This window comes from Psittacicella hinzii (genome assembly GCF_003585885.1).
GTDB lineage: Bacteria > Pseudomonadota > Gammaproteobacteria > Enterobacterales > Psittacicellaceae > Psittacicella.
Genome location: NZ_NRHC01000001.1, coordinates 18,646 through 31,114, shown reverse-complemented (window position 1 = coordinate 31,114; position 12,469 = coordinate 18,646). Strand labels below are relative to the sequence as shown.

Below are 12,469 nucleotides of genomic sequence, written 5' to 3'. Positions count from 1 at the left end.
ATTATGAATTCAAATCGTAAAGGGTTATGGTGGCAATTATTTCTGGCAATTGTTCTCCATGCCAGTCTTCTCCTTGTCGGCTTAATCAATTGGTCGAATATGCAAAAACCTCAAGAGGCTTCAGGCATGCAAGGAGATATCTCTTTAGTAGAGGGAAATAATGGCGCACCAGAACCAATAAAAATTTCACTAGATACAGGTGACGTGGTTGATGCCCGTCAACTGATCGCCAAACGTAAACTTGACGCTGCTAAAGCCAAGGCTGAAGAAGAGGCTAAAGCTAAAGCAGAGGAAGCTGCTAAAGCTAAAGCTGCTGAAGAAGCAAGAGCTAAAGCTGAAGCAGAAGCTAAAGCTCGTGCTGAAGAAGAGCAAGCTAAAGCCAAAGCGGAAGCAGATGCCAAAGCTAGAGCTGAAGCCGAGGCTAAAGCCAAAGCAGAAGCGGAAGCTAAGGCAAAAGCTGAAGCCGAAGCTAAAGCCAAAGCTGAAGCTGCTAAAAAAAGCAAAGAGGATGATTTAGGTAAAATTATTCAAGAATCACAAGCGAAGCAAACCAAACAAAGCCAACCATCTAAAAAAGCAGAGCAAAATGCAAAATACAATGATGCTTTTGCCAGCCTTTTAGGTGAGGGTGGTGGTGATGGTAGTCGTACTACCAATGCTTCAGCTGGGGATTTTGAGCGTTATAAAGCAAAAATCCAAAATGAGATAAATAATAATTTTAGTTATAATCCGGCATTTATTGGGAAACGTTGTGCAATAGATGTACGTATTTCCTCTGATGGTTCGATTGCTATTTACAATGGCTCACAAAATGGACAAGCAAATGTTTGTGCCCTTGGTGAGCAAGCAATTATCAATACTGTACGTGTAACACCACCTTCAAATGATTTTATGAGTCAAGTAAACCGTGTTACTCTAGTATTTATCATCAAATAAATTAGATATAACAAAAACTCTTTAGAGCTCAACTCTAAAGAGTTTTTGTGTATCTGCCTAATTACTTAATGCATGTCGAGCACTAAGTTAGTACATGTTGCCCAATAACTTAGTGTATCTCGACCAATAACTTCAAACCTGTCATATGCAACAAAATGATTTTGAGCAACTAACTCCATGGCAAAGTCAGCTCCAGCAAAAACTGCCAGCAATAAGTTTGCTAATTCCATTGCTAGCGATCTTAACTATTCTGTCATCATTTGTAAATGACGCCTTTTCTCCAGCTTTGCAAACCATGGCGCAGGACTTTGCGGTAAGTCTGGAACAAGTGCAGAAGATAATATCTTACAACCTTATTGGCATGGCTATAGGTATTTTGCTCCTTGGTCCTTTAATTGACCGCTTTGGTCGTCGTCGTATTCTCTTGGGCTTGTGTTTTGCTGGAATAGGGGTTAACTTGGCAATGATTAACGCCCCAAGCTATTCTTGGTTGATTGTTATTCGTATTTGTCAAGGAATTATCTTTGGCGGGATAAGTTTAATCCCCGAGGTAATGATTAAAGATATTTTTAGTCCAAGACGTTTTGTAATTTACAATGCGTGGCTAATAACTCTCTTTCTCTTTGGACCAGCTTTAAGTCCGCTAGTGGGTGGTTACATCTTTGTATACTTGGGCTGGCATTGGATTTTTTACTTTGTCTGCCTTGCTTTAATGCTAGCTATAGTGTTAGTTAGTTGTTTAGTCCCTGAAACTTTAGATCCAACTAAAGTACAGTCAATAAAAGTTAAACCAATCTTGGCAAACTTTGCCACTATCTTAACAACAGCTCCGGCTCTTTTGTTAATTGCAAATAGCACAATTCTAACTTGTGCAGTTTTTGGTTTTCCTACTCTCTTACCAGCGATATATTTGGAGGACTACCAAGTAGCTCCCCAGCATTTAGGTTACTATACCTTTGCTTTAGTTTTACTGCAAATTGTTGGGATACAACTAAATAAAATCTCAGTAAAACGAGGTTACTCACCAATTAAAGTGTGGCTGGTAGCTTCAAGCTTGCAAGCGCTGTTTACCATGGTAAACTTTACCATTGCTTTAAATCCCGCATGGTTAAGTGTGGGGACAATTATTATTGCCCTTGGCTTAAACATGACACTCAATGGCTTTCAAATTGGGAATATGACGGTAACTTACCTAATGTATTTCCCGCAGATGACCGGAACCGCGGTCTCTTTACTTACCTTTATTCGCCTCTTAGTTCCAGGAATTTTAATTAGTTTTATTATTACCTTACCACGTCAAGCGGGGGCTACCCTCTTGTTATTAAATGCGGGGTTAATCTTATTAAGTTTTACTGGAGCTTGGTTGTTCTACTTAAGATATGGTAAGAGCTTTAAGTAGAGGTAGCTACCTAGGAAATAAGATGTAAAGCAGTTGCTTGAGCAATTTATGGCTAATATCTAATATAGCAGAAGTCCCAAGATTGAGATCTTGGGACTTCTTGCTGCGATATAACTTAAAATACAACTCCGATTACTCGGTAATGTTGTAGATCTTGCCACGGATTTTATAGCTTAGGTATTTGTTTCTTTCAGTTTCATTATCTGCACGGTAAAGAATATCATCAATACCATGTTTTTCTTGAACCAGTAAAGGTTTTGGTACTAAGCAAGGGTAATTTGCTTGGAACTGGTCAAGTAGCTTATGTAAGGCACTTAAACCTAGTTCAGGGTACTCGAGAGATACACCTTTTTCTTGGAGCACGTTAACTTTTACTAGAGGTAAGTTAGCTAACAGAGCAAAGTACAACGATTTATTAAATTGTGGTACATAAAGCTCTGCTGGACTAAAACCTAACAAGATCTGAATACGGTTTTGCAGTTTATAGCCGACATTAATTAGATCTTGAATGTTAAAGTAAGGTTTAGCTTCAAGCTCTTCAAAATAAGGAGAGATGTCAATTACACGATTAGCTGCATAGCTCACACGATCCACCAGTTGTGGTTGCGTGGTTAAAATCACCATTTCATTAATCGCAAACCCGCTAAATCTCTTCCATACGGTAAAGTCTTTCAGCATTTGCTCATTGTCAATTACTACAATTTTACCCGTTGAATGCTTACGTGCTTCTAAGCTTGAGTAGTAAAGCTCAAGTACAGCATATGGAGGCAATGCAGTAAACTTATCTTTGCTTAAGCAGGTAAAGCCTTGGGCTTGTTGTGCTTGCGCTTTACGCTCGCCAAGTGTAGTCTTACCTAGAGGCGACAATAAATCGCTTGGCATTTTGCGGGCAATAAACTTTTGTAACAGATCAAGGCTGAACTCAACTTTTTTCGTATAGTCGTTTACGCCTTGCGCAAAAGGATTGCGAATTTCACGTGCAGCAGCTTGAGATTCTTTATCTAAGCGTTGTTCTGCTAGTTGATAAGCGACTGACAGATTACTCTCACGGTTTACATCATTACTTTTTGCATGTGGGTTAATAAAGCGGATAGCTTTAGTGTTGCCAATTAAGCTACGTGCTTGCGCTTGGATTTTTAAATCTGACGGTGAACCTTCAAGAGCTTTTTCTTTAAGCATTTTGAGAAGTTGAGCTTTATCTACCACTACTTCTTCAGGTTCTTCGTCATGATTTTGTCCAATAAACGTACGATCGTGATTTAGATTTTCAGAGTCAAGTTGTACGTTTGAAGCTTGGTTGCTATTGCTTGTAGTTTCAGCTTTGTCATTAGTGCCAGAAGCTTGCTTACTTGCATTTGCAACTTGGTTAGCGTCAGCTGTTTGCGCAGTAGCAGTTTGTGCAGTTGCCGTTTGCGCTGTTGTTTCTTGCGCGTTACCAAGAATAGTATCTTCGGCATCAAGAGCACTAATTTGTTTTGCAGCTTGCTGGGCTTTAGCAGCCAGAGCACGTCTTTCTTCTACCTTGCTCGGAGCAAATTGTTCACGATTATGTTGTTCTTTTTCGGCAAAACTTTCTTCGATTATAGTAGTTTGGACTAAAGGATCGAAGTAGTTAGGAACAACAATCGCGCGATCTGTTTGTACAAGTTTTTGTACTTGCTGATAGATTAAATCATCATAGTCAGCTAAAGCTTGCTCTACTAAGCCATGCCAGTGAGAGTTAAGCATTTGCTCTTTGTTGTACTGCACAATTTTTTTAGCAGCATCCGTTTCTTTATAAAAGTTAGCTTGCTGTTTTTGTAAAGAAGCTAAGAGGTTGGTAAAATTATATTGGTAATGATCGAGATAAGCAGACACTTCTGGGTAGTTACTAGCAATAAAGAGATCACTAATATAATTTTGTTTTGCTATTAATGCGTAGATTAACTCTGGAGCAATTAAGCTATGAATACTAATAGCATTAGCTGGTAAGCTAAGTAAGCTTGGCAGTAAGAACTCTGCCTCATCTAAGAAGATCGCTTCAATTTTATATTCGTTTAACGCCAGAGTAATTTGTTTTCTTTGCGTTTCACTAGCAGCGCTTGTTAGCTTAACTAAGAGCTTTTTGCACTTGTGGCTAGAGAACTTTTCCGCCATGCGGATAAGGTAATCAGCGAAGTTTTCTGGAGTTAAAAGCTCTAAAGTTAATTTATCAATTACCCAAAGGTTTGGTTTTAACTGGATATAGTAGTTAACACGTGCACGACGGAGGTTTACGAGGTTATCTAGATATAACTGGGTAAACTCACGTGCTTGTGGTAAGCTAGTTAACTCTTCTCTCGTTAGAGTATAGAGAGCAACGCGTCTACCTTGGTAGCTGTGACCATTGAGCCAGTAGTAAGCTGCCTGATTGGTACGGAAAAAAGTAATTGGATTGCTATCTAAACCCAGACGTGGGTTCATTAAGCCAACTAAGTCATTGGCTTTACATACTGTAAACGGTGGAATCCCTGTAGCATAGTAATTAGCTTCAGGGTAATCTTGATAGAATTCTGTAAACTCTTGTAAAACTGCAGGGTTTTCTTTTAGGTTTTCCGGAAAGTAAGCGTAAACGTCACTTTCAATAAAAGTTAAGCTTTCACACTGCGGGTGATTAGCTAGAGTTTGCGCCTCAATAGTGTCTAAACAAGGCACATAGACATGAAAACCGTCAAGAGTTAGGCTTTGCGCACTAACTTGTGTTTGCTGACCTTGGCTGAGAAGGTTAGCTATTAATTGATAATAGTTTTGTACTCTGGCAAAGTACTGGTCTAAGGAAAATTGGTTACGTAATTGCGTAAACTGCGCAATATAATCGTCAATAGCAATCATTTGTTGCGCAGGGATATCTAGGTTCAGCAAGCTATTAGCTGCTTGTTCGTTGTAAAGAACGTAGATATTTGCAGGATTAATTTCTTTACGTTGCTGAATTAAAGCTACTAAAGAAGCGCATGTAGCTGAAGTCAGCAGAAAGAGGTGTTTTTGCATAAGCTATTATTGTTGATTGGGAAAATTTTATTTCCTATTTTAACATAAAGAAAAAGATAGATCCCAGCTTAGGCTGGGATCTATCTAAATAATCTTAGTTAACAAAGTTTTTGCTGAGAAAGCTTGGGTTTATAGAGCTTTAGCTTAGAGCTTTGCTTAGCAAGCTTTAGTAGCAAACTCTGTTTAAAAAGCTTTTTGTTTGAGCTTTGCTTTATAGAGCTTTTTGTTTTGCTTGGTAATCAGCAGGATTAAGTTCTACCGCACGATAAGTTAGAGGCGGATCCATAATCTCACGACGCACTGCAATTGGTTGTAACTCCAATTCTCCAGCGTCCTTAGCTGCTTTAACCACTAAGTAAACTGCATTTTGCGCATGCTCAAAAGCTTCTAAAGCTGTTTTACCCGTTAATAAACAAGCAAGTAAAACCCCAGTTAACATGTCACCAGCCCCTACAGGGTCACGTGGTAAATCAACTAGTGGACGAGTTAAATGGTATAACTTGCCAGTATTGTCATCATAAAGTAAACTTTCAAACTCGTTTGGCTGTAAAGCACAACGATGTAAGTGTTTTACCATCACAATAGATGGACCTTTTTTAGCTAATTCTACCGTTGCATTAACTGCGTCAGCAAAAGAGCTTAACTCACTACCGTGTAAAATTTGTAACTCTTCTAAGTTAGGGCAAGTGATATTAGCACGTGATACTGCTTTATCACGAATTGCTTGCGCTACACCAGGAGCAACAATACAACCTTTACCAGCTTTACCCATTACAGGATCAAGTAAATAAACAGCGTCAGGATTTTGTTCACGCACAGTATCAACAATTTCAAGAATTGCATCTACTTGTTCAGCAGAACCTAAATAACCAGATAGTACTGCATCTACTTTGTGTAAGAAATTAACTTCAGGATCGGCGAGGGTTTGAACGATCTTAATTAGGTCCTCATTAGTAGTAACTGGGCCTGCAAATTTTGGGTAACGTGTAGAAGAGGAAAATTGAACGGTGTTTAGAGGCCAAACATCAACGCCACAAAGTTGCATTGGGAAAGTTGCGGCCTTATTGCCCGCATAGCCGTATACGACATGCGATTGGATTGTTAGAACATTTTTCATAGAGTTAAACTCCAACAAAGTAAATTCAGATAAAAACCTGCGTGCGGTTTGGTCAGCACTTTATGAGTATACTCCAAAACCGGAGGAATTTTTGAAAAATTTTTCCTTGGGTTGCGGGTTGTTATTTGTGAGAATTTAGCAATAAAAAATTCCCTTTCGGCTATAATATAAGTAGGCGAACTCCATAACTTTTATTTAAAAAAAGAAGGTATATCTATGCTTAATTCCAACCTACTTACGCCTGAAACTCTAGCGCAAATCCCCCTCAATACCAAGATTTGCATTGTTGCTGGAGAAGTTAGTGGTGACCAGTTAGGGGCAGGTTTAGTAGCACAATTAAAAAATGTGCGTCCTGACTTAGAATTTGTTGGTATAGGTGGCGATTTAATGCGTGCTCAAGGGGTTACTACTTGGTACGATATAAGTGATCTTTCATATTTTGGGGTAGTCGATGTAGTGTTAAGTTTACCGAAGATTCTTCGTGTAATTAAGCAAACAAAAACTAAACTAAAAGAGTCACAAGCCCAGCTCTATATTGGGATTGATAATCCAGATTTTAATTTACGTCTTGAGACCTATGCTAAGCAAGAACTTGGCATTAAAACCATTCAATACGTGAGTCCATCTGTATGGGCTTGGCGTCAAGGACGTATTGAAACTATTAAACAAGCATGTGATCTAGTGCTTTGTTTATTACCATTTGAAAAAGATTTCTATGATCAACATGCGCAAGCTGCTACTTATGTAGGGCATCGTTTAGCGAATGAACTCGGAGAAAGTTTAAGCCTAGACGCGCAAACTTTACAAGCTCGTTTAAACCAAGAAGCAGAGCAACGTTTACACCATTTAACTGGTGGGCAAGTTTCTGTTTCTCAAGCTAAGCGTTTAATGGACGCGCGCAAAGAAAAAGCTAGTTATAGCGAAATTCTTGAACAAGAAGAAAAACAAAGAGAAGCGCAAGCGCAATTAGAACAAGCTCAAGCGCAAGAGCAGCAAGAACAAACAAAAGTAAATTCTTCTGCTACTACACATACTACACCAGCTCAAGAACAAAATGCACAAGCAAAAGCAGCAAGCGAAGGTTCTAACTCTCAAGTTAAGCAAGAACAAGCAACTCAGAGTAAACCTGCAACGCAAGCACCTAAAGAGCAAGAGCTAGCTACTAAAGAACAAGCTAGCAAACAGGTTGCAAAAGAAGTGTCGCAAGATGCTCAAAAAGCACAAGCAAACTTTAGTTTAGCTAAGGTAAAACCTGAAGACTTTTTCTTAGGACTAGATGGTAAATACTATTTAGCAGTTACTCCTGAAGAGTATGCGCAACTACAGCAAGAGACAGCAAAAACTTCTGCAGCTGGAAAAGCTAAAGCAGGTGAACCTGCTTCTTCGGCTTTATCATCTACGCAAACTTTTGCTGTAAAAGATAACCAAGAGCAAGTACAGGCACCAAGCTTTGATTACCTTGCTAATGCAAGACAAATTCAAGATTTTGTCCAAAGCTTACCTTCAGCTCAAAAAGCGCAAGAGGACTTAGCAAAAGCAAATGTTTACACTTACCAAGGAGAGGCAAGCTTAGACTCTTCTAAAGTACGTATTGCTATTCTTCCAGGCTCTCGTAGTGCGGAAATCGAGAATATTTTTGCATGGTATATCTGTGCTATTCGCGTAGCAATTCGTGAACAAGTTTTACCAGCAGATGTAGAACTAGTTGTTCCGGTGGCTAAAGAGAAATTAAAAAAATTACTCTTTGAAGCAGTAGCAGATTACCCAGAAGTTGAAGTTAAATTTGTTGATCGCCATGCGCATCAAGTACTGCAGACCTCGGCTTTAGCAATTGTTTCTTCTGGTACAGCTACGCTCGATACTCTCCTTTGTCATACGCCAATGGTTGTAGGTTATCGTCTAGGTAGCATTAACTTTTTCTTAGCTAAACGCTTAATTAAAACTCCATATGTTGCTCTCGCAAATATTGTCATGGGGCAAGAGTTAGCTAAAGAGTTAATCCAAGAAGATCTAACCGCTGCTAATCTAGTGCGTGAGATCAAACCTTTACTTGACTATGCTTACAACTTACAAGTGCGTCAAATTTATTATTTTAAACATTTACAATTACAAAAAGATTCTGATGTCTTAGCAGCTAAAGCAACGCTTGAGTTGCTGGCTAAAGCAGACTAATTTTGAGAAAAAAGTACATGCCCTTGGCTTGTACTTTTTTCGCTTACAAAAGCAAAAATTATGGCTAACTTAACTTTAGTTGATTTTACTGATCAACAGAATAAAGTTCGCTGGCTCATGAACCAAGATATCCCTTTTGATCCGGTACGTTTTTATAACGCAACTCCACCAGTAGCTGGAGTTTATCGTATGCTTAGCCGTGAACGTAAAGTTATTTACGTCGGGAAAGCAAAGAACTTACCGAGTCGTTTACCGATTTATTTCAAAGGTGGGGAATCACATCGTCCAGAAATGGAAGCACGTATTGCTTCCGTACAAACTATTTTTGTTTTTCTCGACAGTGAAGCACATGAGCTCGAATACAATGTTTACCAAAAATTCTATTTACCTTACTACAATAAAACCAGTCCAGAGAAAACTCGTTACCTCTATTTAACCCCGAATGAAAACTATCAAAGTATTTATTTTCAAGGGGCTTATCGTCGCGACTTAATGTTCTTAAGTCGTGAACTTAAGCGTAAAATCGAGATGATTGGACCGTTTATTGAGGGGAGTACAGCCAATAAAATTATTGAAGAGTTCCAAGAGACTTTTAAAATACCAAGCTGTAAGCCGAGTATTTTTGCTAAACATCAAAGAATTTATAAACACCCTTGTGACAAGTATGACTTTGATTTATGTAAAGGTCATTGTGTCTATACAACGCCAATTGATTACCAAGCTTATTGGCAACCAATTAAAGAGATCTTTCTCAATAAAGGCGTAGCGGGGAAAAAGCTGTTTAAACAAGTTGCGGACAAAATGCCGGTAACCAAGGCAAATATTGCCACTCGTTCAATTTTAGATACGCTAGATTTTAGTGATAATTTTGAGTTGGTGGTACTGTATCGCAATGAGTTAGGGACTTGTATGTCTGTGGTTGAAGTTTGTCATGGACTGGTTATTGATATTCGTAATTTATTATTGGCAGATGCGAGTGAAAGTACTAATTTAGGCTTAGCTCGTCGTCGAGGCGCCGAGCTCAGCAATAGTCAATTGTATGCTGGCTTTTTACTCGACTATTACAAAATAGTGCGTCAAGATGATTATTTACCGTCTAACCATGATCTGTTAAAACATCATCCTCGTAAGATTATTCTCCATAACTCTGCTTTTACACCCGAGCAAGCTAAAGCTCTCTCAAAAGAGCTCTCGCAAGTTTTTGGTTACAATGTGATTTTAGGAGCAAGAACTCCTTATAGTAATCTGATTAAACTCGCAGAGTTTAACGCAGAATGCGCTTTAGAGCAGCGAGCAAATTTAATTTTACAGCGTACGGCAAGTAAACGTAAAAAACTAAGCAGTAAGAAGTAGTAAAGGAAAGCAAGATGACAGACAAATCAGCCTTACAGTTGTATTTAACTGCAGAAATAAATTTATTTAATCGTCTCTTGCCCCAAGTATTTCTTGAGCAAAATGGCGATAAGCTCCTTGCGCAATTAGTGCTGGAAAATTTATCAGAGCAAGAGCTTGATCTCAAGCAACTTTTAGAGCAAAAGGAACTCCTTGAAGCGCTAGGGCAATATTGGCAAGAGCAAGAACTTCGATCTGTAGCTAGTCAAGGAACAAGCAAAGCAACAAGTCAAGCAACTATCCTAGCAAAAGCTAGCTATTTGGCTAGTGATGAAGCTGAGATAGCTAGTACCAATGAAGATAATCTGGCATTTAATGAAGAAGATTACTCATGGGAGCTCGATGAGGGAGAGGAGTTTGATGCTTCCAAAGTTATCTCTACAAAGTTTAGCAAGAGCCAAAGTAATTGGGACGCTTTTGACTATAAAGAGGGAGTTGATTACCAAGAACTTGAAGCACAAAACTTTGATGACTTTGCTGATAGTGAGCAGGAAGTTAATGGTTACGACCATTTATCTAGCGCTCAAGGTTTAACGTCAGAGGAAGAGAAAGAGCAAGGATTAACTTCGCAAGCAGGTGAAGATGATGAGTTTGCTTTTGCCTCTTGGGATAAGGACTTTAGTTTAAGTGCTAAAGGCAAAGAGTTGAGCGCTAAAGCTAAGGAATACTTAGCTTCGTTAGCGCCTGAAGAAAGAAGAAAATTACAAGCACAAGCAGAGCGTTTACTGGAGCAAACTCTAGTGAGTTACGCCGTGAAAGCACAAGCAAACAGCAGTTCTATCTTTGCAGGAGAGAGTGCTACTTTGGCTAGCTCAGCTGATTGGCATAATCTAGGGCAACAAGCATTTGGCGCAAAAGATTGGTACAAGGTAGCCCAACCAGCTCTGCACCATTTAGCGCGTGATTTCTTTAAGCAAAGCCAACTTGTGCAAGCTCAAGAGAAGTATTTAAGCTCTTGCTTAGATTTAGTTGAAGAGCAATTAACAGAGCTCGACGAGGGCAAAGGGTTAAGTGAACTTTTTCCTTTAGTAAGTTACTTAGAGGCTAGTCAACTACAGCACAACTTTACTTTAGCCTTTGCCCAAGGGGGTAATGCTAAAGCACAAGAGGCAAGTAAATATAGTTTCTTAAGTGAAGATGAGATAACAGGCAACTCTTGGAATAACCTCTCTGATCTCCTTGGTTCCAATGCAATCCTTAATAAAATCCACTGTTTTGATATTTCCCATGACCGTGGGATGTTTGCTAAGGGGTCATGTGTAGCTGCTAATAAGGAAGGAGTGTTAGCTGCAGATTATCGTCACTTTAACATTGAGGGTATTACTCCAGGCGATGATTATGCAGCTATGGAGCAAGCAGTCAACAAGTGTTACTACAAGCAATTGTCATTGGCAAATATGCCATTAGTAATTTTAATTGACGGTGGGAAACAGCAAATAAAAGTAGCAAATAAAGTTTTAGCGCCAATTCTTTATCAATTACGTGCAATTGAGGTTTTCTCAACATTTGTTTTTGCTGGACGTAATATTATTAATCATCTGGTTAATAAAAATCAGCAACTGTTTCCAGGTCTAGCTGCTAACTGCTTAGCGTTAAATGCAGGGCAAGCTTTGTATCAAGCTTACATTAAGCAAACTCTACCAGACAATTCTTCATCTCTTACGAGACAATTTGTATCTTGCGCGAAGCTAATTAAAACTTACCTAGCTAGTGCACAAGCACAAGCTAGTGAGAGTACTACTGAAAGTAATGCTGAAAGTACTACTCAAAGTACAGCATTGGCTTACCTGTTGTTACAAAAACAAAGTGAACAAGTATCTAAGCAAGTAGCACTTGGTGAGCAAGTAAGTTTAACTAGCTTTGCAGATCTATCTCTAGAAGAGCAAGATCTTACCGCTCATGAGTTTAGCTGGCTAGATAAACTTCCTTTAAATTTAACTGTAAGTAAATTTAAAGAGTTAATTGTTTATGCTTATTGCTTTGCCGAGTTTTTATATCCAATTAAAACTATAGGGGTAACTAAACAAGATAACCGTCGTTATGGCGCGGAAAAGTTTATTGATGGGGTAAGTGGAATAGAGATTATGCTTGAACCACAAAGTCCAGAGCTAATTCACCTGCTTAAACTAAGAGATGCAGCGCATAATTACGCGAATCGTAAGCGTCAAGCAAAACGTGATTCTGGCTTAGTAACTGGTAAAGAAATGCTGGAAGCAATTCCTGGTTTAGGGGCAACTAGTATTAAACGTCTTTATGCTACTTTTGGTAATACCGGAGAAATCATTACGCAACTACGTAGTTCAGCAAATCCTGAAGTACTGTTAAAAGAACTAGGGATTCCGAAAAAAGCTATTGAGAATTTACTAGCTAATCTTGATGATTTTCCGGTGTAAGTAAAGACACTGTAGCAAAAAAGTAAAGCTCAAAGCTCAAAGCTCAAAGCGCAT

At 38.9% G+C, this 12,469-nt stretch carries 7 protein-coding genes; 5 read left to right on the top strand and 2 right to left on the bottom strand.

Annotation, left to right across the window (positions count from 1 at the left end; all coding sequences use genetic code 11):
- The first annotated feature begins 3 nt into the window (after positions 1-3).
- Together tolA and CKF54_RS00090 are read left to right on the top strand one after the other, a co-directional pair.
- Positions 4-936 carry a cell envelope integrity protein TolA gene (gene tolA, locus CKF54_RS00095; RefSeq protein WP_119524159.1) on the top strand — a complete coding sequence of 311 codons (933 nt, stop codon included), beginning with the start codon at positions 4-6 and terminating at the stop codon, positions 934-936.
- 145 nt (positions 937-1,081) lie between these two features.
- The gene (locus CKF54_RS00090; RefSeq protein WP_119524158.1) at positions 1,082-2,335 is read left to right on the top strand and encodes an MFS transporter; all 1,254 of its coding nucleotides are present in this window, start codon (positions 1,082-1,084) and stop codon (positions 2,333-2,335) included.
- Between the two features lie 132 nt (positions 2,336-2,467).
- On the opposite strand, the gene CKF54_RS00085 is transcribed toward CKF54_RS00090, so the two are convergent.
- Together CKF54_RS00085 and pdxY are read right to left on the bottom strand one after the other, a co-directional pair.
- Entirely contained in the window at positions 2,468-5,341 is a 2,874-nt protein-coding gene (locus tag CKF54_RS00085) for a hypothetical protein (protein WP_119524157.1), read from the bottom strand.
- A 211-nt stretch (positions 5,342-5,552) separates the two neighbouring features.
- Positions 5,553-6,458, bottom strand: coding sequence for a pyridoxal kinase PdxY (gene pdxY, locus CKF54_RS00080; protein ID WP_119524156.1), 906 nt, complete (start codon positions 6,456-6,458; stop codon positions 5,553-5,555).
- A 216-nt stretch (positions 6,459-6,674) separates the two neighbouring features.
- On the opposite strand from pdxY, the gene CKF54_RS00075 reads away from it, so the two are divergent.
- From CKF54_RS00075 to CKF54_RS00065, 3 genes are read left to right on the top strand one after another with little or no spacing between them, the layout of a single operon-like run.
- On the top strand, positions 6,675-8,630 hold the full coding sequence (locus CKF54_RS00075; RefSeq protein ID WP_119524155.1) for a hypothetical protein: 1,956 nt from the start codon (positions 6,675-6,677) through the stop codon (positions 8,628-8,630).
- 60 nt (positions 8,631-8,690) lie between these two features.
- Complete coding sequence (locus tag CKF54_RS00070; protein ID WP_119524154.1) at positions 8,691-9,983, top strand: GIY-YIG nuclease family protein; 1,293 nt, start codon at positions 8,691-8,693, stop codon at positions 9,981-9,983.
- Between the two features lie 14 nt (positions 9,984-9,997).
- Complete coding sequence (locus CKF54_RS00065) at positions 9,998-12,415, top strand: hypothetical protein (RefSeq protein ID WP_119524153.1); 2,418 nt, start codon at positions 9,998-10,000, stop codon at positions 12,413-12,415.
- Positions 12,416-12,469 lie beyond the last annotated feature (54 nt).